Below are 22,894 nucleotides of genomic sequence, written 5' to 3'. Positions count from 1 at the left end.
CGTGACCTCTCAGTACTTCAGCAGGTTCGCGTCGTCGACCGACGAGGACCTGCGGGTCCGGAAGATGGTCATGATGATCGCCAGCCCGACCACGACCTCCGCCGCGGCGACGACCATCACGAAGAACGCGATGATCTGGCCGTGCAGGTTCCCGTGCATCCGGGCGAAGGTGACGAACGCCAGGTTGCAGGCGTTCAGCATCAGCTCGACGCACATGAACACCACGATCGCGTTGCGGCGGACGAGCACGCCGATCGCGCCGATGGTGAACAGGATCGCCGAGAGGGCCAGGTAGTGCCCCGGGCTCATTGACCAGCCTCGCCTTCGGTTGAGGTGCCGGTCGCGCCCGTCCCGGTGGAGCGGAACGGGGCCCGGCCTTCGGCGTCGGCGCCCTCCGCCTCCTCGGTGACGGCGCGGACCCGGCGGACGTCGGCGGCGAGCGCGTCGGTCTCGGAGTCGCCGTGCAGGTCGTCGTGGCGGGCGACGGTGTCGGTGCGCGCCGCGATGACGGGGCTGACCGACAGCTCCGACGGGGTGCCGTCGGGCAGCAGCGCGGGCATGTCGACGGCGTTGTGCCGCGCGTAGGTGCCCGGTCCGGGCAGCGGCCCGGGGTGCCGGCCGGACGCGAACCGCCGCTCGGAGAGCTGGCGCTGCGTCGGCCTGGGCTCGGTGCGCTCGCGGTGCGCCAGCACCATCGCGCCGAGCGCGGCGGTGATCAGCAGGGCGCTGGCCGCCTCGAACGCGAACACGTAGTCCTTGAACAGCAGCCGGGCGAGCCCCATGACGTTGCCGTCGGCGTTGGCGGCGCGCAGCCCGGCGGCGTCGCCGAGGGCGGCGTTGCCGAGCCCGGCGGTCAGCAGGACGAGGAAGCCGAGCCCGGCGACCGCGGCCCAGAACCGCTGCCCGCGGATCGTCTCGACGAGCGAGTCCGTGGAGGAGACGCCGACGAGCATGAGCACGAACAGGAACAGCATGAGGACGGCGCCGGTGTACACGATGACCTGGACGAACGCGAGGAACGGCGCGTCCTGGATGGCGTACAGCGCGGCGAGGCTCAGCATGACGACGGCCAGCAGCAGCGCCGAGTGCACGGCGCGCTTCATGAAGATCATGCCGACGGCGGCGGCGACGGACACGACCGCCAGGAGCCAGAAGAAGAACGGCTCGGCGGCGTGCGCGTCGGCCACCTGGGCGAGCGGCGCGTTCACTTGCCGTCACCGCCCTCGGGCTGCTGGAGGCCGAGCCGGTAGTAGTCCTCCTCGGTGTCGCCGAGCCGCATCTCGTGCGGCGGGGCGTCCATGCCCTCGCGCAGCGGCGCGAGCAGCATGTCCTTGGTGTAGATGAGGCTCTCGCGGCTGTCGTCGGCCAGTTCGTACTCGTTGGTCATCGTGAGCGCCCGGGTCGGGCACGCCTCGATGCACAGCCCGCACAGGATGCAGCGCAGGTAGTTGATCTGGTAGACGCGGCCGTACCGCTCGCCGGGCGAGTAGCGCTCGTCGTCGGTGTTGTCGGCGCCCTCGACGAAGATCGCGTCGGCGGGGCACGCCCACGCGCACAGCTCGCAGCCGATGCACTTCTCCAGGCCGTCCGGCCACCGGTTGAGCTGGTGGCGGCCGTGGAAGCGCGGCGCGGTCGGCTTCTTGGCCTCGGGGTACTGGACGGTCTCGCTCTTGGTGAACATCTGATGGAACGAGACCCCGAACCCCTTGACCGGGTTCAGGAAGTCAGTGAGTCCCACTGCCGACCTCCTCACGGGCGGTTGTCGTCGTGGACGCCGGGGCGGAGGCCGGTCGTCCGTGGTAGTGCGGCGCGTCGAGCGGCGGCACGGGGAAGCCCCCTTCGGCGGGCACGGGCTTGGCGGCGGACGCGCCGTCGTCCTCGTCGTCGTCGCTGCCGCCGCGCAGCAGTTCCCACGCGACGGTGCCGACCAGGATCACCGTCGCGGCGATCACCGAGACGATGACGATGTCCTGCATCTCGTAGCCCTCGTTGCGCAGCGCGCGGATGGTGGCGACGAGCAGGATCCACCCGAGCGAGAACGGGATGAGGACCTTCCAGCCGAGCTTCATGAGCTGGTCGTAGCGGACGCGCGGCAGCGACGCCCGCAGCCAGATGAAGAAGAAGATGAACGCCAGCAGCTTGCCGGTGAACCACAGCAGCGGCCACCAGCCGGCGTTCGCGCCCTCCCAGACCGTGGAGATCGGGGCGGGGGCGCGCCAGCCGCCGAGGAACAGCGTGGTGGCCAGCGCCGACAGCGTGATCAGGTTGATGTACTCGGCGAGGAAGAACATCGCGAACTTCAGCGAGGAGTACTCGGTGTGGACGCCGCCGACGATCTCGCCCTCACCCTCGGGCAGGTCGAACGGGATGCGGCCGGACTCGCCCATCATCGTCACGACGTAGATGAGGAACGACGGCAGCAGGAGCAGGACGTACCAGCGGTCGGCCTGCGCGTTGACGATCTCGCTGGTCGACATCGTCCCGGCGAACATGAACACCGCGACGAACGACAGCGCCATCGCGATCTCGTAGGAGATCACCTGCGCGGTGGAGCGCAGCCCGCCGAGCAGCGAGTACGGCGACATCGACGACCAGCCCATCAGGACGCCGCCGTAGACGCCCATCGACGCGGTGGCGAGGACGAGCAGCACCGCGACCGGCAGGTCCGTGCCCTGGAGCGGCGTGTGGTGGCCGAAGATCGACACCATCGGGCCGAACGGGATGATGATGAACGCGACGAACGCGGGCACCGCCACGATGATCGGCGCGAGGATGAAGACGACCTTGTCCACCTTGGACGGGACGATGTCCTCTTTCAGCGCCAGCTTGACGCCGTCGGCGAGGCCCTGGAGCAGGCCGAACGGCCCGGCCCGGTTGGGGCCGGTCCGGAGCTGCATGCGGCCGATGACGCGGCGTTCGATCCACATCGTCATCAGCACGCCGACGACGAGGAACCCGAAGATCGCGACGACCTTGATGGCGATGATCCACCAGGGGTCCTGGCCGAACGACTGGAGCGTCGGATCGGACGGCGCGGGTCCTGCGAGCGGGCTCATGCGGCACCTCCGGCGGTGATCGTGACCACGTCCCCGGCCGCCGCGCCGACCTGCGGGTAGAGCGCGCAGCCCGCCGAGTTCGTCGGCAGCCACACGACCCGGTCCACGAGGTCGGGGGTGATCTCCAGCGGCAACGTGACCGAGCCGCGCGGGCCGAGGACGGTGACCTCGGTGCGGGCGCCGATCTCGGCGGCGGTGGCGGGCGACAGCCGCGCGACGGCGGGCTTGGCGGTCCCGGCCAGGTGGGGTTCGCCGTCCTGGAGGCGGCCCCGGTCGAGCAGGAGTCGCCAGGTGGCGACGACGGCCTCACCGGCGGCCGGGGCCCCGGTGGCGGGCTGCGTCACGTTCGGCGCGGCGGGACGCTCGCCCCGGTACGCCCCGAGTTCGGTGAGTTCGCGGCGGGCGGCCTCCGGGCCGGGCAGGCCCAGGTGGACGTCCATCTCGGCCGCGACCGCGTCCAGGACGCGCAGGTCGGCCATCTTCCCGGACGACTTCAACACGGTGTCGAACGGACGACCCCGGCCCTCCCAGTCCACGAACGTGCCGGACTTCTCGGCGACGGCCGCGACCGGCAGCACCACGTCGGCGCGGTCGGTGACGGCGCTCGGCCGCTGCTCCAGCGAGACGACGAACGGGGTGGCGTCCAGCGCGGCCCGGACGGCGTCCGGGTCGGGCAGGTCGTCGGGGTCGACGCCGCCGACCAGCAGCGCGCCGAAGTTCCCGGCGGCGGCGTCGTCGACGATCGCCGCCGCGTCGCGGCCGGGGACGTCGGGCAGACCGGCGACGCCCCACACCCGCGCCACCTCGGCGCGGGCGGCGGCGTCGGTGACGGGCCGTCCGATCGGCAGCAGGGCGGGCAGCGCCCCGGCCTCCAGCGCGCCGCGCTCCCCCGCCCGGCGCGGCACCCACGCCACGCGGGCGCCGGTGATCGCGGCGAGCCGGGCCGCCGTGGACAGCGCGCCGGGGCTGCCCGCCAGGCGCTCGCCCAGCAGGACGATCGCGCCCGGCGCGGCGAGCAGGTCGCGGACGTCGCCGGGCAGCGAGCCCAGCGTCTCGGCCTCGGCGCCCGGCGCCGTCGGCAGCAGCGTGCCGCCGACCTTGGCCAGGCCGCGCGTCGCGAACGGCGCGACGCCGAACACCTTCAGCGTCCCCTTGCGGTACGCCTTGCGCAGCCGCAGGAAGACGATCGGCGACTCCTCCTCGGGCTCGAACCCGGCGAGCAGCACGACCGGCGCCTTCTCCAGGTCGGCGTAGGACACCTCGATCGGGCGGCCCGCGACGGACGCGGCGAGGAAGTCCGCCTCCTCCGCCGAGTGGGCGCGGGCCCGGAAGTCGATGTCGTTGGTGTGCAGCGCGGTCCGCGCGAACTTGGCGTAGGCGTAGGCGTCCTCCAGGGTGAGGCGCCCGCCGGTGAGCACGCCCGCGTTGCCGCGCGCGGCGGCCAGGCCGCGGGCGGCGATCGTCAGCGCCTCCGGCCACGACGCGACCTCCAGCTCGCCGCGCTCGTTGCGGACCAGCGGGTGCGTCAGCCGCTCGGGCCGGGTCGCGTACGGGAACGCCCACCGGCCCTTGTCGCAGTTCCACTCCTCGTTGACCTGCGGGTCGTCGCCCGCCAGCCGCCGCATCACCTTGCCGCGGCGGTGGTCGGTGCGCAGCGAGCAGCCCGACGCGCAGTGCTCGCAGGTGCTCGGCGCCGACACCAGGTCGAACGGCCGGGACCGGAACCGGTAGGCGGCGCCGGTGAGCGCCCCGACCGGGCAGATCTGCACCGTGTTGCCGGAGAAGTACGACTGGAACGGCTTGTCCTCGGCGACGCCGACCTGCTCCTTGGCGCCGCGCTCGAACAGGTCGATGAACGCGTCCCCGGCGATCTGGTCGGAGAACCGGGTGCAGCGGGCGCACTGGATGCAGCGCTCGCGGTCCAGCAGGACCTGGCTGGACAGCCCGATCGGCTTGGGGAACGTCCGCTTGGTCTCGACGAACCGCGTCTCACCGCGCCCGTTCGACATCGCCTGGTTCTGCAACGGGCACTCGCCGCCCTTGTCGCAGACGGGGCAGTCGAGCGGGTGGTTGATCAGCAGCAGCTCCATCACGCCGTGCTGCGCCTTGTCGGCGACGGCGCTGGTGAGCTGCGTCTTGACGACCATGCCCGGCATGACCGGCGTCGTGCACGACGCCTGCGGCTTGGGCATCCCGCGCCCGTTGCCCGCGTCGGGGATCTCCACCAGGCACTGGCGGCAGGCCCCGACGGGGTCGAGCAGCGGGTGGTCGCAGAAGCGCGGGATCTGGATGCCGAGCAGTTCGGCGGCCCGGATGATCAGGGTGCCCTTGGGCACCTCGATCTCGAACCCGTCGATGGTCAGCGCGACCATCTCCGGGCGCTTCTCGACGTTCTTCTCGTTCTCGGTGACGGTCATCAGGCACCTGCCCAGAGGGTGGACTTGGCCGGGTCGAACGGGCAGCCGCCCTGCTCGAAGTGCGCCAGGTACTCGTCGCGGAACAGCTTGATGGACGAGACCACCGGGCTCGTCGCACCGTCGCCGAGGGCGCAGAACGACCGGCCGAGGATGTTGTCGGACAGGTCGAGCAGGGTCTCCAGGTCCTCTTCGGAGCCCTGGCCCGCCTCCAGCCGCTTGAGGGTCTGCTTGTACCAGTACGTCCCCTCGCGGCACGGCGTGCACTTGCCGCACGACTCGTGCGCGTAGAACTCCGACCAGCGCAGCACCGCGCGGACGACGCAGGTGGTCTCGTCGAAGATCTGGAGGGCGCGGGTGCCGAGCATCGACCCGGCCGCGCCGACGGACTCGAAGTCCAGCGGGACGTCCAGGTGCTCGTCGGTGAACAGCGGCGTGGACGAGCCGCCCGGCGTCCAGAACTTCAGCCGGTGCCCGGCCCGCACCCCGCCCGCCATGTCCAGCAGCTCGCGCAGCGTGATGCCGAGCGGCGCCTCGTACTGGCCGGGCCGGGCGACGTGCCCGGACAGCGAGAAGATCCCGTAGCCCTGCGACTTCTCGGTGCCCATCGCCGCGAACCACTCGGGCCCGTTGCCGACGATCGAGGGAACCGACGCGATCGACTCCACGTTGTTGATGACGGTGGGACCGCCGTAGAGTCCCGCGACCGCCGGGAAGGGGGGCTTGAGCCTGGGCTGACCGCGGAACCCCTCCAGGGAGTCCAGCAGCGCCGTCTCCTCGCCGCAGATGTAGGCCCCGGCGCCGGTGTGCACGACCAGTTCCAGGTCGTAGCCGGAGCCGAGGATGTCGTGCCCGAGGTAACCGGCCTCGTACGCCTCCGCCACCGCCTGCTGGAGGCGGCGGATCACGTGCAGCACCTCGCCGCGCACGTAGATGAACGCGTGGTTCGACTTGATCGCGAAGGCGCTGATGATCACGCCTTCGACGAGCACGTGCGGGTTGGCCATCATGAGCGGGATGTCCTTGCACGTGCCCGGCTCGGACTCGTCCGCGTTGACGACCAGGTAGCGCGGGTTCGGGCTGCTCGGCGGCAGGAACCCCCACTTCATCCCAGTCGGGAACCCAGCGCCGCCCCGGCCGCGCAGACCGGAGTCCTTGACGGCCTGGACGATCGCGTCCGGGTCCATCGTGAGCGCCGTGCGCAGGCCCTGGTAGCCGCCCTCGCGCTCGTATCCGGCGCGGGTGAACGAGTCGGCCTGGTCCCAGTGCCGGGTGAGGATCGGAGTCAGAGTGGTCACCGGTTCGTCCCCTCCTGTGATCCGGGCTTGACCTCGCCGCCGATGGGCTTGCCGGGTTCGTTCGGCGGCGGGTCGGAGACCTCCTCCGGACGGACGGGCTCGTCGGGGCGCTCGCGGTCGGCGTCCGGGTCGGGCGCCGTCCAGCCGCGCTCGATCGCCAGTTCCAGGCCGCGCAGCGACTGCGGCCCGGCCTGCACGCCCTCGTGGGCGCGGCCGTCGGGGAACCCGGCGAGCACGCGGCACGCCTGCTTCCACGAGCACAGCGAGTCGGGGCCGCGCGACGGAACCACGGGCCTCCCGGCGCGCAGGTCGTCGACGAGTTGCTTGGCCTTCTCCGGCGTCATGTCGTCGAAGAACTCCCAGTTCACTGTCATCACCGGCGCGAAGTCGCAGGCCGCGTTGCACTCGATGCGCTCCAGCGACACCGTGCCGTCCGGGGTGACCTCGTCGTGGCCGACGCCGACGTGCTCGCTCAGCTCGGACCAGATCTGGTCGCCGCCCATCACCGCGCACAGCGTGTTGATGCAGACGCCGACGTGGTACTCGCCGACCGGCTCGCGCTTGTACTGCGTGTAGAAGGTCGCGACGCCCGTGACCTGCGCGGGCGTGATGCCGAGCAGTTCGGCGCACAGGTCGATGCCGCGCTGGGTGATGTGGCCGTCCACCGACTGCACCAGGTGCAGCATCGGCAGCAGCGCCGAACGCGCCTTCGGATAGCGCGCGATGATCTCCTTGGCGTCGCGCTCCAGCGCCTCGCGCGTCGGGATGTCGTAGGGGTCGGTGTTGCTGTACGGACCCTCGACGTGATCGTGCGTGTGCGTCATCGGTCCACTCCCCCCATCACGGGGTCGAGAGAGGCGACGGCGGCGATGACGTCGGCGACCATGCCGCCCTCGGCCATCGCGGGCGTCGCCTGGAGGTTGGTGAAGGACGGGTCGCGGAAGTGCGCCCGGTACGGACGGGTGCCGCCGTCGCTCACCAGGTGCACGCCGAGTTCGCCGCGCGGCGACTCCACCGCCGCGTAGACCTGCCCGGCCGGGACGCGGAAGCCCTCGGTCACCAGCTTGAAATGGTGGATCAGGGCCTCCATCGAAGTGCCCATGATGTGCGCGATGTGCCGGGGCGAGTTGCCCATGCCGTCGGCGCCGATCGCGAGCTGCGCGGGCCACCCGATCTTCTTGTCCTCGATCATGACCGGGCCGGTCACGGTCTTGAGCCGCTCGACGCACTGCTCGACGATCTTGAGCGACTCCTCCATCTCCTTCATCCGCACCAGGTACCGGCCGTACACGTCGGCCGACTCCTGCACCGCGACCTCGAAGTCGTAGGTCTCGTAGCCGCAGTACGGCTGCGTCTTGCGCAGGTCCCACGGGAGGCCCGCCGAGCGCAGCACGGGCCCGGTGATGCCGAGCGCCATGCAGCCCTGGAGGTCGAGGTAGGCGACGTCCTTGGTGCGGGCCAGGTAGACGGGGTTCTCGTCCATGAGCTTGCGCATCGCCTGGATGCGGCCCGGCATCCGGTCGAGGTAGGCGCGGACCTTGCTCAGCGTTCCGCTCGGGAGGTCCTGCGCGACGCCGCCCGGACGGACGTACGCCATGTTCATCCGCAGGCCGGTGATCTCCTCGAACAGGTCGAGGGTGTACTCCCGCTCCAGGAACCCGTTGAGCATGACGGTCGTCGCGCCCAACTCCAGGCCGAACGTCGCGATCGCCACCAGGTGCGAGGAGATCCGGTTCAGCTCCATCATCATCACGCGGATGATCTGGGCCCGCTCCGGGATGCGGTCCTCGACGCCGAGCAGCCGCTCGACGCCGAGCGCGTACGCGGTCTCGTTGTACAGCGGCGCGAGGTAGTCCATCCGGGTGCAGAACGTGGCGCCCTGCGTCCAGGTGCGGAACTCCATGTTCTTCTCGATGCCGGTGTGCAGGTAGCCGATGTTGAGCCGGCAGTCGTCGACGGTCTCGCCGTCGAGCGTCAGGACGAGCCTGAGCACGCCGTGCGTGGACGGGTGCTGCGGGCCCATGTTGACGACGAGGCGTTCGTCGCCGCCGTCCTCGGCCCCGGCCACGACCTTGTCCCAGTCCTGCCCGGAGACGTCGAACACACGTCCCTCGGCCGCCTCGTCGGCGGCGTACGCGTCGTATTCGGTGTACTTGGTGGAACTCATACGTACGACCTCCGCTCATCCGGCGGCGGGATCTCCGCACCTCGGTACTCGACGGGGATGCCGCCGAGCGGGTAGTCCTTGCGCTGCGGGTGGCCGACCCAGTCGTCGGGCATCTCGATGCGGGTCAGCGCCGGGTGCCCGTCGAACACGATCCCGAAGAAGTCCCAGGTCTCGCGCTCGTGCCAGTCGTTGGTCGGATAGATGTCCACCACCGACGGGATGTGGGGGTCGGCGTCGGGGCAGCTCACCTCCAGCCGCACGCGCCGGTTGTGCGTCATCGACAGCAGGTGGTAGACGGCGTGCAGCTCGGCGCCGGTGTCGTCGGGGTAGTGGACGCCCGAGACGCCCGTGCACAGCTCGAACCGCAGGTCGACGCGGTCGCGCAGCTCGCGCGCGACGGCCTTCAGGTGCTCGCGCCGCACGTGGAACGTCAGCTCGCCGCGGTCGACGACGACGCGCTCGACCGCGTCGCCGAAGTTCGGCAGCGCCGACTCCAGTTCGTCGGCGACGAAGTCGAACTCGCCCGGCTCGGCGCCGCCGCCCGGACCGCCGTACGGCCGCTCGGCGTACAGCTTGGGACGCTGCCGGACGACCAGGCCGCCGTAGCCGGAGGTGTCGCCCGTCGTCTTCGCGCCGAACATGCCGTGCCGGGCGATCGGCTGCTCGCGCCGCTCGTCCGGGGTCTCGGCGGGCAGCCGGTCGCCGCCCTGCTCGGCGTTCTGCTCGGGATGCTGTGAACTCACGACGCCGCCCCCGACTGGCCGAGCAGCGGAAGCTGCCGCCGCTTGGCGATCTCCAGCTCCTGCACCTGCTTCTTGCGCTGCGCGCCGAGCTTCTCGTTGCCGATCTTGTCGTGCAGTTTGAGAATGGCGTCCAGCAGCATCTCCGGGCGCGGCGGGCAGCCCGGCAGGTAGATGTCCACCGGGACGACGTGGTCGACGCCCTGCACCACCGCGTAGTTGTTGAACATGCCGCCCGACGACGCGCACACGCCCATCGCGATGACCCACTTCGGCTCGGTCATCTGGTCGTAGATCTGCCGCAGCACCGGCGCCATCTTCTGGCTCACCCGGCCCGCGACGATCATCAGGTCGGCCTGCCGGGGGGTCGCCGAGGCACGCTCCATCCCCCACCGGGAGAAGTCGTGCCGGGGGTCGCCGGCGGCCATCATCTCGATCGCGCAGCACGCGAGGCCGAACGTCGCGGGCCACACCGAACTCGCTCGCGCCCATCCGGCGACCTGCTCGACCGTGGTCAGCAGAAAGCCGCTGGGCAGCTTCTCCTCTAGACCCATCTCAGTCCCACTCCAGACCGCCGCGCCGCCAGATGTAGGCGTACGCCACCAGAACGGTGAGGATGAACAGCACCATCTCCACCAGACCGAAAATCCCCAGGCTGTCGAAGGCGACGGCCCAGGGATAAAGGAAGATGATCTCAATGTCGAAGACGATGAACAGCATCGCCGTCAGGTAGTACTTGACCGGCATCCGGCCGCCGCCGACGGGTTGCGGCGTCGGCTCGATGCCGCACTCGTAGGCGTCCAGCCGCGCCCGGTTCCAGCGTTTGGGGCCGGTCAGCGCGGCCATCGCCACCGAACCGGCGGCGAACAGGAAACCGAGCGCCGCCAGCACGATGACCGGGATGTAAAGGTCCATCTAGGGCCTCCCCTCGGGACGTACGACGTTGTACGGGGCGCGCCCGAACCGGCGCGCCCGGCGGCGGCCGGCCCCCTCGGGGCTGGCGCCGGAGTCACCGGCGCGGTCGGCCACCTGGATCAAGGTGATCAATCAACACTCCCCTCGGGGGATCACGTCATGGCGGAGGTCTCCGCTCGCCCGTTCACGTTCACGCCGCCGGAGCCACCTTCTGCATCGCGTTGATGAGGCGGTCCATGGCGTCGCCGCCGTGCGGGTCGGTCAGATTGGCCAGCAGCTTCAGCGTGAACCGCATCAGCGTGGGGTGGGGCAGGCCGTGCGAGGTGAGGAACTTCATCACCCGGGGGTCGCCGATGGCCTGGACGAAGACGCGCGCCAGCGTGAAGTAGCCGCCGTGCTCGTCCTTGAGGATGCGCGGGTACTCGTAGAGCGTCCGTTCGCGCTGCGCGGGGGTGCGGCGCGAGCGCGCCTGCACCATGATGTCGGCGGCCAGCCGCCCGGACTCCAGCGCGTAGTCGATGCCCTCGCCGTTGAACGGGTTGATCATGCCGCCCGCGTCGCCGACGAGCAGCATCCCGCGCGTGTAGTGCGGCTGCCGGTTGAAGCCCATCGGCAGCGCCGCGCCGCGGGCCGGGCCGCGCGCGTGGTCCTCGTCGAACTCCCACTCGGCGGGCATGCTGGACGTCCAGCCCTTGAGCATCGCGCGGTAGTCGACGTTCTGGAACGACTTGCTGGTGTTGAGCAACCCGAGGCCGACGTTGCAGGTGCCGTCGGCCAGCGGGAACACCCAGCCGTAGCCGGGGAGCAGGCGCTGCCCGTCCCACAGCTCCAGCCACGCCTCCATGTAGTCGTCGGTGTGGCGGGGGCTGTCGTAGTAGCGGCGGACGGCGACGCCCATCGGGCGGTCCTCGCGGCGCTGGAGGCCCATGGCCAGCGACAGGCGGGTGGAGTTGCCGTCGGCGGCGACGACGAGCGGCGCGCGGAACTCCACCTCCTCGCCCTGGTACTTGGCGGTGACGCCGATGATGCGGTGGGTGCGCTCGTCCAGGACGGGGGCGGTGACGTTGCAGCCCTGGTGGAGCCGGGCGCCGGCCTTCTCGGCGTGCTCGGCGAGGAGCTGGTCGAGGTCCATGCGGGAGCGGACGAGACCGAAGTCGGGGAAGCTGGCCAGCTCGGGCCAGTCCAGCTCGACGCGGTGGCCGCCGCCGTAGATGCGCAGGCCCCGGTTGCGGCTCCAGCCGTCGCCGTCGATGTCGACGCCCATGGCGATGAGGGCGCGGACGGCGCGGGGGGTGAGGCCGTCGCCGCAGATCTTGTCGCGGGGGAAGACGGCCTTCTCCAGGAGCAGCACGTCGAGACCGGCGTGCGCCAGCCAGTAGGCGGTGGCAGATCCGGCGGGGCCTGCTCCGACGACGATGACGTCGGCCTGCCGGGTGGAGTCGGTCACGGGGTTCCTCTTAGCTCGTTCGCTTGTGAAGTACTTCACAAGAGTCCGGTGGGGAGTCTATTCCTTCGGAGGCACTGGTGGGTACCTCTGTCCGGGTGTCGATTTGGACCGGTCCGTGGCGACTTGGGGGGTTCGGACCGAAACTCTGGTTACTGGGGGTTCGTGGCGTGGTGCAGAGCGGCGACGCCGAACGTCAGGTCGCGCCAGCGGACGTCCGTCCAGCCCGCCTCCTGGAGCAGCGCGGCCAGCGCGGGCTGGTCGGGCCAGGCCAGCGTGGACTCGGCGAGGTAGGTGTAGGAGTCGGGGTTGGAGCTGACGCGGGCCAGCAGCGGCAGGCCGACCTTCAGGTGCGCCTTGTGGCCGAGGGCCAGCACGCGGTTCGGCGGGTGGCTCACCTCGCAGACGAGCAGCCGCCCGCCCGGCCGCGTCACGCGGCGCATCTCGCGCAGGGCGCGCACGGTGTCGGCGACGTTGCGCAGGCCGAAGGAGATCGTCACGGCGTCGAACGCGCCGTCAGCGAAGGGGAGTTTCAGCGCGTCCCCGGCGACGAACGCCAGCCGGTCCACGCCCGCCTGCCGCCGGGTGCCGACGCGGAGCATGCCGAGGGAGAAGTCGCAGGCGACCGTCTGGGCTCCGGCGTGCGCGAACGGCACCGAGGACGTCCCGGTCCCGGCCGCGAGATCGAGGACCCGCTCCCCGGGCCGCGCCGCCACGGCCCTGACGACCTCGCCGCGCCACCGCCGGTCCTGCCCACCGGTCATCAGGGTGTTCAGCAGGTCGTAGCGGTCGGCGGTGCGGTCGAACATCGCCGCGACGTCGGCGGGCTGCTTGTCAAGAGAGGCGCGGGTCATGCGCCCCACCCTAGTAAGGGGTGGGCGTGACCTCGCGCGCGCCGCCCCTCCGGCTACACGTCTTCCTTCTCGCGGGCGACCTTGAGCCTGCCGCGGCGTTCGTTCAGGCCGTTCTCCACGGCGGCGGACATCTCGTCGCGGCGGGAGGAGAGCAGGACGAAGCTGATGACGCCGCTGATGAGCAGCGACAGCAGGAGCAGCAGGGCGCCGCGCGCGCCGACGAGGAAGAGGACGGCCGCGGTCACCAGGAAGAGGCCGAGGCGCGCCAGGGTGTAGAGCAGTACGGGTCGCATGACGGGTCCGAGCCTACCCGCGGGTCCGCCGTGCCGCGCGCCGGGGTGGTCGCGCACCCGGTCCCGTCGGCCCGAATGGGGTTCGGGAAAAGATTTCTGTCATGGTGCGGCGAAATATCGGATGCGCCCGCCGGATGCACTCCAGGGGGTGCATGATGACGACGGTAACGCGCGACCGCCTCGGCACCCGAGACCGAAGCGACGGCCGTGTTCGCGGCGCCCTTCACCCCTTGTCATCGCAACTGCTCGCGCCACTACTCTGCGTGATCTTTTGCGAAAACAAGGGAGAATTCGGTCGCGAACCGCCACACTAGGAAACAGTCCACCCGCACCGGAAGCGGGACAAAGGGGGAGAGAAAACGTGGAGAGCACGAGCGAGCGCCTGCTGACCCCGGGTGAGGTCGCCGCCCTGTTCCGGGTCGACCCCAAGACGGTCACGCGCTGGGCCGCCGCCGGCCGCATCAGCAGCATCCGCACCCCGGGCGGCCACCGGCGCTTCCGCGAGTCCGAGGTCCACGCGCTGCTGCGCGGAGAGGAAACCGTCGGCGCCGACCACTAGGCCGACCGACCGCCGCCCCCCTTCACTCCTCGGCCCGGCCCGCCTTCCACTCCTCGAACGTGCGGAGCAGCTCGTCGTCCTCCTCGCGCCAGCGGCGCCGCTTCTCCTCCAGCTCGGCCTCGGTCAGCGCACCGGCGGACAACCGCTCATAGTCGGGATCGTCCGGACCGATCTCCACGTACGCCTGGGCGATGACGCGCCCGCGCGCCGGATCGTCCGGCGATTCCGACAGGACCCCGTGCGGAACCCGCAGCGTGCCGTCGGGAAGCCGGATCACGTACATCGCCGCTCATCTCCCTTCGGTCGTCGCGCCACTCTAGATTCCGTACCTGCGGTTGAAGAAGAGCATGACCTCCAGGGCGACGCGGATGTTCCCGGCGAGCATGTCCACGAGGGCGGGCCGCTGCCGGGCCGAGATGGCGGCGAACGCGTCCGCGAAGAACTCGCGGCGGCCCAGGGCGTCGCCCTGGAGATGGAAGTCGCTGGCCAGGTGCGGACGGCACATCTCGTACAGCTCGCGGAAGCCCGCCGTGTCCGACACCCACGTGCCGGACTCGCCGTCGATGTCGTCGAGGGCGTGCCCGATCTCGTGCAGCATCACGTCCGGCGTGGGTGACGGGCGGTCGCCCACGACGATCTTGCCGTCGCCGTACGCGCCCGCGCAGATGTCCCACGTCGCCCGGTTCGACGGCAGCGGACGGCCCGCCAGATGGCCCATGTCGTCCAGCGCCGGGACGCCGCCGGGGCCGACGTAGATGCCGTCCAGCCCGGCTGCGAGCTTCACCTTCAGCCGGTCCGGCAGGGACGCCAGGCTGTCCACCGCGCGGACGACCTCGGCGGGCGGCGGGCCCTGCGCCGCGTCCCACTGCCGGTGCAGCACGCGTTCCAGCACGCCGCAGTTGAGGCGGCCGTCGGCCGCGTGCGGGACGCCCGGCGGATGCGGCTCGGCGTGCGGGAGACGGCTGTCCAGCTCATAGTCGCGCCACCAGTCGCCGCGCCGCGAGCGCGGGATGTCGCGGCGCTGGAACCGGCCGCGGCCGGATTCGGCCGGGACGCCCGGCGCGTCCGGCGCCCCGGGCACGGTGAAGCCGTCGTCGCGGCCCGCCTTGCGGAACCGGCCGAACCGGTCGCGGGGCTGGCTGCCGCGCGGGCGCAGCGTCTTCGGCTCGGACACCCCGTCGGACCGGTCGTCGTCGCGCCGGCCCGCGTCCCACCACCGCGACTCGCGCGTCTTGCGGTGGATGCCTTTGAAGCGCATCGGGCTCCTCTGCGGGGGAGGCACGGCGCACCTGTCGCGTCCCGGGCCTTCCGGGGCAGGGTAAGCCCTTCTCCGACCCGGCGTCATCCCCGCCGGTCACGGGTTACCCTGCCTGCATGGCGTATGTGCTGCTCGCCCTGGTCATCGTCGGAGTCTGGCTGTTCTGCCTCTTCGACGTCATCACCACCGATGAGGGGGAGGTCCGGCACCTCCCGAAGTTCGGCTGGTTCCTCGTCACGCTGCTGGGGTTCCTGCCGGGCGCCGTGCTGTGGATGGCGTTCGGCCGCCCCCGTCCCGTCGACGGGGACCGGGAGAACGTCCTGTGGCCCCCGGCCGCCCCCGGCGGCGCGTCGTCGCCGCCCCCGCGCGGACCCGACGACGATCCGGACTTCCTCCGCGACCTCGACCGCCGGTTGCGCGGCGACGAGGACAAGTAACGCGAAAAGGGCCGCGAATCCCCACGGGGGTTCGCGGCCCTTTCGCACGGCGTCACGCGTACGAGTGAAGCCCGGAGAACATGTAGTTCACGCCGAAGAAGTTGAACATCAGCGCGGCGAACGCGATCAGCGCGAGGACCGCCGCCTTGCGGCCGCGCCAGCCCGCCGTCGCGCGAGCGTGCAGGTAGGCCGCGTAGATGATCCAGGTGATGAACGACCAGATCTCCTTGGGGTCCCAGCCCCAGGCGCGGCCCCACGCCTCGTCCGCCCAGATCGCGCCCATGATGATCGCGGCGGTCCAGATCGGGAACGCGAACATCGTGACGCGCAGCGCGAGCCGGTCCAGGTCGCCCGACGACGGCAGGTGCGACCAGAAGCCGCCCGGCACGGCGTCCTTCCCGGCGGCCTCCCGGCGGGCCTGGAGGAGGTAGAGGATCGAGGCGACGCCCGCGACCGTGAACGCGCCCGTCGCGACGATCGCCGCGCTGACGTGGATCGCGATCCAGTACGAGTTGAGCGCCGGGACGACCGGCCCCGCCTCGCTGTACAGCCAGATGTTCGCCACGCCCAGCGCGATGACGGCCGCGAGCATCACGAACGCGCCCAGGAACCGCGCCTTGTAGCGCCACAGCACGACCAGGAACGCGCTCACGGCGGCGAACGCGATCGACGTGAGGAACTCGTACATGTTGCCCCACGGCCAGCGCTCCGTCGCCAGGCCGCGCGTCACGATCGCGCCCAGGTGCGCGCCCCAGCCGAGGACGGACAGCAGCACCGCGAACTTCGCCCAGTCGGTGCCGCGCGTCCGCGGCTCGGCGGGTGCGGCGGGCTCGGCGACGTCGGGGCCGCCCGCTCCGGCCAGCACCCTCGCCTTCTCCTCCGCGCGCTCGACCGCGTCGGCGGCGGCGCGGCGGCGGCCGAACCCGGCGTCCACCGCGAACGCGACCACCGCGATCACGTACAGGACGGCCGTGGCCAGGGTGAGCTTGTCGCTCAGGTTCGCGAGATCGGCGGCATTACCCACCCGTCACTCCTTCTTTCCGGTGTCGGACGACGGGTCTCCCGCGTCCTTCTCGCCGCGCAGCGCGGCCACGATGTCGTCGAACTCCGGCGTGGGATGGCCGAGCGTCAGACCGCCGACCTCCACCACGGTACGCCCGCCCTTCCCGGCGCGCGCACGGACCCACACCCGGCGGCGGCGCACCATGAACGACGCGACGATGCCCGCCACCGCCAGGATCGCCGCGATGAGCGCGGGCACCCGGCCCGGGTCGTGGTTGACCGACAGCGTCGTGTACTCCGCGAGGCCGTCGAACGTGATCGACCCGGCGCCGCCGGGCAGTTTCAGCGTCTCGCCGGGCTCCAGCAGCTTGCGGCCGTCCTTGACGACGTCGAGGCCGCGGCCGATGTTGTCGAGCTTGTAGACCGACTGCGGGGCGCCGTTGTCGAGGCCGACGTCGCCCTTGAACGCGGTGATCGACACCATCGGCCGGATCGGCGCCGGGAACGCCGACTGGATCTGCTTGCCGTCCTGCGACGCCGCCGCGCTCGGCCACAGGATGCCGTAGAACGCGAGCTGTTCGGGGCGCGCGTCGGGCGCCTTGATGACGCCCTCGGACGTCATGCCGCGCTGCTCCATGGGCAGGAACGGCACGGTGTCCTGGAAGGCGACCTCGCCCTTGCCGTCGCGGACGGTGAAGCGCGGCGCGTAGCCGTTGCCGAGCAGGTACACCTTCGAGCTGCCGACCTGGAGCGGGTGGTTGACCTTGAGGTCGTAGCGGCCGCCGGGGTCGTCCGGGCTCTCCTTGAACCGCAGCCGGGCCAGGTAGTCGAGCGCCTGGCCGCGCTGGGCGCCCTTCGCCTCGTACCGGGCGGTGAACTCGTCCAGCGTGATCGTGAACGGGGCGAGTTCGCCGGTGTCGAACCAGCGGCCGGGGGCGAACTGGTCGTAGTTGTTGATCGCGTTGGCGAACGTCTTGCCCTCGGTGAGCAGGACGTCGCCGCGGTAGCCGAAGACGTTGCCGACGCCGAGCGCGAACAGCAGGCCGAGCAGCGCCAGGTGGAAGACGAGGTTGCCGGTCTCCCCCAGGTAGCCCTTCTCGGCGGACACGGCGGCGCCGTCGGCGTCGGTGCGGAACCGCCGCCTGCGCAGCACCGTGCGGGCCTGCGCCAGGACGGCCTCGGGGTCGGCGTCGGTCTCGTACGTCGCCGTCTGCGGCAGCCGGGCCAGGTTGCGCGGCGCGCGCGGCGGACGGGCCCGCATCGCCCGGTAGTGGACGCCCGCGCGCGGCAGCACGCAGCCCGCCAGCGACACGAACAGCAGGATGTAGATCGCCGCGAACCAGGGCGCGGCGAACACGTCGAACAGCGAGAGCTTGTCGAGCCAGGGGGCCAGGGACGCGTGGTCCTCGTAGTACTGCTCGACGCGTTCGGGCGCCTGGCCGCGCTGCGGCAGGATCGACCCCGGCACGGTGCCGAGCGCGACGAGGAACAGCAGGATGAGCGCCGTCCGCATCGTGGTGAGCTGCCGCCACGCCCAGCGCAGCCAGCCCAGCGGGCCGAACCCGCGCGGACGCGGCGTCTCGGCCTTCGCCTGCCGCTCCGGCGGCGCGGCCGTGCCCGGTTCGGTGTCTGTGTCCGTCATCTCATATCACCGGTTCGAAGCCGCTGATCCACGACTTCAGCTCGATCGTCAGGTCGTTCCACAGTCCGGTCACCAGCAGGGCGCCGATGAGGACGAGCATCCCCCCGCCGACCCGCATGACCAGCGGATAGTGCCGGCGCAGCACGCCGAACGCGCCGAGCGCGCGGCGGTAGGCCAGCGCGGCGAGCACGAAGGGCAGCCCGAGCCCCGCACAGTACGCCAGCGAGAGCAGCGCGCCGCGTCCCGCGCTGGCCTCGGTGAACGACAGCGTCTGCACGGCGGCGAGCGTCGGGCCGATGCAGGGCGTCCAGCCGACGCCGAACAGCACGCCCAGCAGCGGCGCGCCCACCAGCCCGGCGGCGGGCAGCCGTCCCGTCTTGAACGTGCGCTGGAGCCCCGGGACGAAGCCCATGAACGCGAGGCCGAACACGATCGTGACGACGCCGAGAACCCGGGTGATCGGGTCTTCGTACACGGCGAGCCAGCGGCCCAGCCCCCCGGCGAGCGTGCCCATCGCGACGAACACGGCGGTGAACCCGGCGACGAACAGCCCGGCGCCGAGCGCGAGCCGCCCGCGCCGCTCGTCGGCCAGGTCGGCGCCGGACAGGCCCGTCACATACGACAGGTAGCCGGGGACGAGCGGCAGCACGCACGGCGACGCGAACGAGACCAGCCCGGCGACGGCCGCCAGCGGCGCGGCCGCCACCAGCGATCCCCCCATCACCGTCTCGGTCACGCTCACTGCGGCGTCACCGTTCTGCCAGGACTTCCGTCACGACCGGGGTGAGGCGCGAGTAGGTGGTGGAGCCGATGATGCGGGCGGCGACGCGGCCCTGGCGATCCAGGACGAGCGTGCTCGGGATCGCGTCCGGCGGGATGTCGCGGAAGGCCAGGCCGATCTGGCCGTCGGCGTCGAACCAGCTCGGGTAGGTGATGCCGAAGCGGCGGTCGAACGCCTGCGCGTTGGCCTTGGAGTCCTTGAAGTTGACGCCGACGAACTCGACGCCATTCGGCTTCTGCTCGGTGTGGACGCGCTGGAGCGACGGGGCCTCGCCCCGGCACGGAGCGCACCAGGACGCCCAGAAGTTCACGACCGTGACCTTGCCCCGCAGGTCGGACAGCTTGAGCTGCTCGTCCTTGAGCGTCGTCCCGGACGCCTGCGGACCGGCCTTGCGGTTCTCGGGGCGGATCTTCTGGACGTTGCCGTCACCCGCGACGAAGCGGTTGCCGGAGCCGTCCGGGCCGCCGGAGGCGCTCGTACCGGCGCAGCCGGCGAGCAGACCGAGCGCGGCGACGGCGGCGGCGACGCGGACGGGGGTGGCGCGGGGGCTCAACGGACCCTCCTACTACTACAGGGCGTAGTACTCAATGTAACGGCAAGGTCAGGCGCCCGCGACTCCGGGTTCCGCGCCGCCGATCCCGGCCGCCGGGCACAGGTAGGACACCTCGACCAGCCGGGCGTCCTCGAAGGTCAGGCTGGTGACGCTCGCCAGCGCGCATTCGCGGCGCCCCGGGTGGTGCCACAGGCGGCGCTTCTCCGCGTGCAGGCGCAGGACCCAGATCGGGAGCTGGTGGCTGACGCACACGACCTCGTGGCCGCGCGCCGCGTCCCGCGCGCGGATCACCGCCGACCGCATCCGCGCCGCGATCACCGCGTACGGCTCGCCCCACGACGGCGTGAACGGGTTCCGCAGGTGCGGCCAGTGCGCGGGACGGCGCAGCGACCCGGCGCCCGCGCCGAACGTCAGCCCCTCGAAGTGGTTGCCGGCCTCGATCAGCCGGTCGTCCACCGTCACCGGCAGCTCGAACGTGTCGACCAGCGGCGCGGCCGTCTCCAGCGCGCGCTGCATCGGCGAGGAGAACAGCGCGGCGACGTCCCGCTCGGAGAAGTGCCGCGCCGCCGCCTTCGCCATGAGGATGCCGTCCTCACTCAGCCGGTAGCCGGGCAGCCGCCCGTACAGAACGCCCTCGGGATTGTGCACCTCACCGTGCCGCAGCAGGTGAACGATCGTCGTCTCAGTCATCGCGCCGCCAGCGTACCGGCGCACCCCCACTGCCCCTCCCCAGCCCTGCCGCTTGCGCCGCTCAGCCCTGCCAGGCGTGGCGGTGCAGGAAGGCGCGCTCGCCCGTGGCGTACTCGTTGAAGGCCAGGCGTACCTCGGCTAGACCCGTCGAGGTGCGGTGGAGGGTGTCTTCCTTGTACTCCAGTTCGTAGGTGTCGTTCTCTGGGGACGTCTGGATGAAGTGTTCGCCGAAGACGACCAGGGACGTGAAGGGGTTCTGGGGGCCCAGGCGTTGGAGGGCGGCGTCGATGAGGCCCAGGTCGGGGTCGATGACGACCAGGCCGTCGCCGGAGTGGAGTTGCATTCCCCGGTAGGCGCCGAGGGGGCCGAGGTTGTGGACGAGGGCGCGTTCGGGGTCGTAGCAGATCAGTTCATGGTCGCGGGCGAGGGCGTAGACCTCGGACGACACCTCGTCCACCCGGTCGGGGGTCATCGTGACGACCGCGTAGCGCGACTCGGGGGCGGTGACCTCGGCGTCGGGGGCGAGCCCGGCCAGGTCCGTGTGGAACGCCGCGACCGCGGCGGCGGGGTCCAGTGTGTCCCGGTCGGTCGCCGCCGCCTGCTCGGCGCTGATCGTCCCGGTCTGCCGCCACACCACCAGCTCGAACGTCATGCGTCCATGCTGCCAGCCGCCCCGGCGGCGCGGGTCACAGGGACGGTGACGCGTCGTGGTCGGCGCTGAGCACGCGGCCCGCGGCGTCGAAGCGGACGATCCACGGGTTGGTGCCGGTGACGAGTCCGTTCCGGTCGCGGACGCGGCTCAGGTGGGCCTGGAACCGGGCCACGGTCATCGGGCGCCGCACGAGGCCGACGCCGTTCGGTCCCTCGCCGAGGGTGACGTATCCGGCCTTGAAGCCGGGGGCCAGCGCGACCGGGACGTACGTGCCCTTGCGCCGCACGGTGTAGTTGCCGGGGTCGTCCTTGACGGCGACGAAACGCGCCGGGGCGAACTTCAGGCCGGGCAGGAAGACCCCCTCGACTCTCCGGCCCGCGTACGGGTTCGCGGGCGCGCCCGCCCCGGTGCGCGACGCCGTGACGTACGTGCCGATGCGGGCCAGTGCCGCGTCGAGGGTCGCGGCCGGGGTCGCGGTGCCCTCGGCGTGCAGCAGGTAGGCGTAGCCGAGCGCCGCCGTGCACAGGTCGCGTTTCGCCCACGGCATCGAGCAGGTCGTGGACGTCGGCGCCCCGTTGTCGCTGACGGTGACCAGGCGGACGCTGACGCGCGGCGGAGGCGGCCCGGCGTCCGCGATGTCGCCGGGGACGAGCACCGCGCGGACGCCCTTCGCCCCGGCGGGCAGCGCCGTGCGGGGCGTGGACGACGTGCAGTCGCCCCGGTCCCGCCGGACCCGGGCGGCCTCCGGCGAGTCCGGGAAGTACTCGCACATCATGCCCGCGATCGTGCCGACCGAGCCCTGCCAGGACCGCGAGACGAACCCGGTCGCGGGCGTGCCGACGTCGTGGGTGCCGCTGGCGGCGCCCGCCGACGACAGGCACTCCCGGCCCGCCGGGCCGATCATGAACTGGTCGCCCCCGTAGTAGACGGCGGCCCCCTCGGGCAGCCGGATGCGCGCGGGCAGCGTCAGCGTCGCGGGCGGCGCCGCCTGGCTCGGGCCCGGCCCGGACGGTTTGCAGCCGATCGGCGCGACCGTCGCCGCCACCGGCGAGGCGCTGACGGCGGGGCGCGGCGGCGGGTCGTCCGGGACGAACTGCTGGGCGATGACGGCGCCGCCGACGACCACGGCCGCCGTCCCGGCCGCGATCCCGGCCATCCCCGCGCCGCTGCCGAGGAACCCCTTGGCCCCGCCCGCGGCGGCGGCCTTCCCGCCCAGCGACACCGCGCCCGCCGACGACCCGGCCGCGCTCGCCGCCGTTCCGGCGGGCACCGTCCACGCCGCGAGCGGGAACAGCGCGGCCAGGGCGACCGTGGCGAACGCGAGCATCTGCGCGCCCCGCCCCTCCCAGTCGTCGCCGTAGGCGGCGCGCGCGACGGTCTCCAGTTCCTCGACGAACACGGCCGCGCCGGGCGGCCGCGCGTCCGGCGTCTTGGCCATCCCGGCCAGGACGAGGGGCCGCAGCGGCTCGGGCACGTCCGCGACGGGGACGGGCGCGGTGAGGTGCGCGGCGCGCAGTTCGTCGCCGCTGCCGGAGTACGGGCGCCGCCCCGTCACGGCCTCCACGAACACGCAGGTGGCCGCGTACACGTCGGTCGCGGGCGTGGCGGTGTGCTCGGTCCACTGCTCGGGCGCCATGTACAGCGGCGTCCCGGCGCCGCCCGCGACCCGCCCGGCGGGGACGGCGATGCCGAAGTCGACCAGGCGGCTGCGCCCGTCGGCGGGGACGACGATGTTGGCGGGCTTGAAGTCGCGGTGCACGACGCCGAGGGCGTGCGCGGCGGCCAGCCCGAGCAGCGACCCCTTGAGCACCGTCAGCGCGGCCTCGGGCCCGAGCGCGCCGTGCCGTTCCAGCACGGCCTTGAGCGACACGCCGTCCACGGCCTCCATGACCAGCGCCGCGCCCGTGTCGCTCTCGACCATCCCGTAGAGCCGGGCGATGTGCGGGCTGTCGGCCTGCGCGAGCATCCGCGCCTCGTGCCGCATCCGCTCGCGCTCGGCCTCGTCGGCGGCGGGGGCGAGGTACTTGACCGCGACCGGCGCGCCGGACGCGTCGTTGCGCGCCAGCACGACCCGGCCCTGCGCCCCCGCGCCCAGCTCCCGGACTTCCGTGTACCCCGAAACCCGCCATTCCGTCACAA

26 protein-coding genes are annotated in these 22,894 nt (G+C 72.0%); 2 read left to right on the top strand and 24 right to left on the bottom strand.

All coding sequences use genetic code 11. The annotated features are described in order from the left end of the window. Positions 1 to 9: 9 nt before the first annotated feature. From nuoK to C229_RS0108880, 15 genes are all read right to left on the bottom strand, one after another. Positions 10 to 309 carry an NADH-quinone oxidoreductase subunit NuoK gene (nuoK, locus tag C229_RS0108950; protein WP_020608190.1) on the bottom strand — a complete coding sequence of 100 codons (300 nt, stop codon included), beginning with the start codon at positions 307 to 309 and terminating at the stop codon, positions 10 to 12. Continuing rightward, entirely contained in the window at positions 306 to 1,208 is a 903-nt protein-coding gene (locus tag C229_RS0108945) for an NADH-quinone oxidoreductase subunit J (protein WP_018654733.1), read from the bottom strand. The genes nuoK and C229_RS0108945 overlap by 4 nt, the downstream gene beginning before the upstream one ends. Then, on the bottom strand, positions 1,205 to 1,738 hold the full coding sequence (nuoI, locus tag C229_RS0108940; protein ID WP_018654732.1) for an NADH-quinone oxidoreductase subunit NuoI: 534 nt from the start codon (positions 1,736 to 1,738) through the stop codon (positions 1,205 to 1,207). Before nuoI ends, C229_RS0108945 begins: the two co-directional genes overlap by 4 nt. Continuing rightward, positions 1,725 to 3,056 (bottom strand): NADH-quinone oxidoreductase subunit NuoH, encoded by a 1,332-nt coding sequence (gene nuoH / locus C229_RS0108935; RefSeq protein ID WP_018654731.1) that lies wholly within the window; start codon positions 3,054 to 3,056, stop codon positions 1,725 to 1,727. The genes nuoI and nuoH overlap by 14 nt, the downstream gene beginning before the upstream one ends. Continuing rightward, entirely contained in the window at positions 3,053 to 5,473 is a 2,421-nt protein-coding gene (locus C229_RS0108930) for an NADH-quinone oxidoreductase subunit G (RefSeq protein ID WP_018654730.1), read from the bottom strand. The genes nuoH and C229_RS0108930 overlap by 4 nt, the downstream gene beginning before the upstream one ends. Beyond that, on the bottom strand, positions 5,473 to 6,768 hold the full coding sequence (nuoF, locus tag C229_RS0108925) for an NADH-quinone oxidoreductase subunit NuoF (protein WP_018654729.1): 1,296 nt from the start codon (positions 6,766 to 6,768) through the stop codon (positions 5,473 to 5,475). Before nuoF ends, C229_RS0108930 begins: the two co-directional genes overlap by 1 nt. Next, positions 6,765 to 7,592, bottom strand: a complete 828-nt coding sequence (nuoE, locus tag C229_RS30000) for an NADH-quinone oxidoreductase subunit NuoE (protein ID WP_018654728.1) — start codon at positions 7,590 to 7,592, stop codon at positions 6,765 to 6,767. Before nuoE ends, nuoF begins: the two co-directional genes overlap by 4 nt. After that, positions 7,589 to 8,935: an NADH-quinone oxidoreductase subunit D gene (locus C229_RS0108915; protein ID WP_018654727.1), complete on the bottom strand. Its 1,347-nt coding sequence runs from the start codon at positions 8,933 to 8,935 to the stop codon at positions 7,589 to 7,591. The genes nuoE and C229_RS0108915 overlap by 4 nt, the downstream gene beginning before the upstream one ends. Continuing rightward, positions 8,932 to 9,678 carry an NADH-quinone oxidoreductase subunit C gene (locus C229_RS0108910; RefSeq protein ID WP_018654726.1) on the bottom strand — a complete coding sequence of 249 codons (747 nt, stop codon included), beginning with the start codon at positions 9,676 to 9,678 and terminating at the stop codon, positions 8,932 to 8,934. Before C229_RS0108910 ends, C229_RS0108915 begins: the two co-directional genes overlap by 4 nt. After that, positions 9,675 to 10,229 (bottom strand): NuoB/complex I 20 kDa subunit family protein, encoded by a 555-nt coding sequence (locus tag C229_RS0108905; RefSeq protein ID WP_018654725.1) that lies wholly within the window; start codon positions 10,227 to 10,229, stop codon positions 9,675 to 9,677. Before C229_RS0108905 ends, C229_RS0108910 begins: the two co-directional genes overlap by 4 nt. Position 10,230: 1 nt before the next feature. Beyond that, positions 10,231 to 10,590, bottom strand: coding sequence for an NADH-quinone oxidoreductase subunit A (locus tag C229_RS0108900; RefSeq protein WP_018654724.1), 360 nt, complete (start codon positions 10,588 to 10,590; stop codon positions 10,231 to 10,233). Next, positions 10,591 to 10,722, bottom strand: coding sequence for a hypothetical protein (locus C229_RS35745; RefSeq protein WP_018654723.1), 132 nt, complete (start codon positions 10,720 to 10,722; stop codon positions 10,591 to 10,593). A 58-nt stretch (positions 10,723 to 10,780) separates the two neighbouring features. Further along, the gene (locus C229_RS0108890; protein WP_018654722.1) at positions 10,781 to 12,037 is read right to left on the bottom strand and encodes a geranylgeranyl reductase family protein; all 1,257 of its coding nucleotides are present in this window, start codon (positions 12,035 to 12,037) and stop codon (positions 10,781 to 10,783) included. Between the two features lie 149 nt (positions 12,038 to 12,186). After that, complete coding sequence (locus C229_RS0108885) at positions 12,187 to 12,888, bottom strand: demethylmenaquinone methyltransferase (RefSeq protein WP_018654721.1); 702 nt, start codon at positions 12,886 to 12,888, stop codon at positions 12,187 to 12,189. Positions 12,889 to 12,941: 53 nt separating this feature from the next. After that, the gene (locus C229_RS0108880; protein ID WP_018654720.1) at positions 12,942 to 13,181 is read right to left on the bottom strand and encodes a DUF4229 domain-containing protein; all 240 of its coding nucleotides are present in this window, start codon (positions 13,179 to 13,181) and stop codon (positions 12,942 to 12,944) included. 361 nt (positions 13,182 to 13,542) lie between these two features. On the opposite strand from C229_RS0108880, the gene C229_RS0108875 reads away from it, so the two are divergent. Further along, entirely contained in the window at positions 13,543 to 13,740 is a 198-nt protein-coding gene (locus C229_RS0108875; protein ID WP_018654719.1) for a BldC family transcriptional regulator, read from the top strand. A 22-nt stretch (positions 13,741 to 13,762) separates the two neighbouring features. Here C229_RS0108875 and C229_RS0108870 read toward each other — a convergent pair whose 3' ends face one another. After that, the gene (locus C229_RS0108870) at positions 13,763 to 14,023 is read right to left on the bottom strand and encodes a hypothetical protein (protein ID WP_018654718.1); all 261 of its coding nucleotides are present in this window, start codon (positions 14,021 to 14,023) and stop codon (positions 13,763 to 13,765) included. A gap of 33 nt (positions 14,024 to 14,056) precedes the next feature. Next, positions 14,057 to 14,998 carry a hypothetical protein gene (locus C229_RS0108865; protein WP_018654717.1) on the bottom strand — a complete coding sequence of 314 codons (942 nt, stop codon included), beginning with the start codon at positions 14,996 to 14,998 and terminating at the stop codon, positions 14,057 to 14,059. A gap of 116 nt (positions 14,999 to 15,114) precedes the next feature. On the opposite strand from C229_RS0108865, the gene C229_RS0108860 reads away from it, so the two are divergent. Beyond that, on the top strand, positions 15,115 to 15,435 hold the full coding sequence (locus tag C229_RS0108860; RefSeq protein WP_018654716.1) for a PLDc N-terminal domain-containing protein: 321 nt from the start codon (positions 15,115 to 15,117) through the stop codon (positions 15,433 to 15,435). 52 nt (positions 15,436 to 15,487) lie between these two features. Here the strand turns inward: C229_RS0108860 and ccsB are convergent, their stop codons facing one another. The 7 genes from ccsB to C229_RS34875 form a co-directional block, all read right to left on the bottom strand. Next, entirely contained in the window at positions 15,488 to 16,459 is a 972-nt protein-coding gene (ccsB, locus tag C229_RS0108855; protein WP_018654715.1) for a c-type cytochrome biogenesis protein CcsB, read from the bottom strand. A gap of 3 nt (positions 16,460 to 16,462) precedes the next feature. Next, positions 16,463 to 18,079, bottom strand: coding sequence for a cytochrome c biogenesis protein ResB (gene resB / locus C229_RS0108850; protein WP_018654714.1), 1,617 nt, complete (start codon positions 18,077 to 18,079; stop codon positions 16,463 to 16,465). 1 nt (position 18,080) lies between these two features. Beyond that, a complete protein-coding gene (locus C229_RS0108845) occupies positions 18,081 to 18,800 on the bottom strand; it encodes a cytochrome c biogenesis CcdA family protein (RefSeq protein WP_033424201.1) in 720 nt (239 codons plus the stop codon). Between the two features lie 28 nt (positions 18,801 to 18,828). Continuing rightward, positions 18,829 to 19,413 (bottom strand): TlpA family protein disulfide reductase, encoded by a 585-nt coding sequence (locus tag C229_RS0108840; protein ID WP_018654712.1) that lies wholly within the window; start codon positions 19,411 to 19,413, stop codon positions 18,829 to 18,831. Between the two features lie 48 nt (positions 19,414 to 19,461). Then, a complete protein-coding gene (locus tag C229_RS0108835; RefSeq protein WP_026313595.1) occupies positions 19,462 to 20,103 on the bottom strand; it encodes a histidine phosphatase family protein in 642 nt (213 codons plus the stop codon). A gap of 61 nt (positions 20,104 to 20,164) precedes the next feature. Continuing rightward, on the bottom strand, positions 20,165 to 20,755 hold the full coding sequence (locus C229_RS0108830) for a hypothetical protein (protein ID WP_018654710.1): 591 nt from the start codon (positions 20,753 to 20,755) through the stop codon (positions 20,165 to 20,167). Positions 20,756 to 20,789: 34 nt separating this feature from the next. Next, complete coding sequence (locus tag C229_RS34875; RefSeq protein WP_051108890.1) at positions 20,790 to 22,892, bottom strand: serine/threonine-protein kinase; 2,103 nt, start codon at positions 22,890 to 22,892, stop codon at positions 20,790 to 20,792. Between the last annotated feature and the right edge of the window lie 2 nt (positions 22,893 to 22,894).

Source organism: Actinomadura flavalba DSM 45200, from assembly GCF_000374305.1.
In the GTDB taxonomy this organism is placed as follows: domain Bacteria; phylum Actinomycetota; class Actinomycetes; order Streptosporangiales; family Streptosporangiaceae; genus Spirillospora; species Spirillospora flavalba.
Note: the sequence above shows the minus strand (reverse complement) of the source record. Positions and strands in the feature narration are given on the sequence as shown.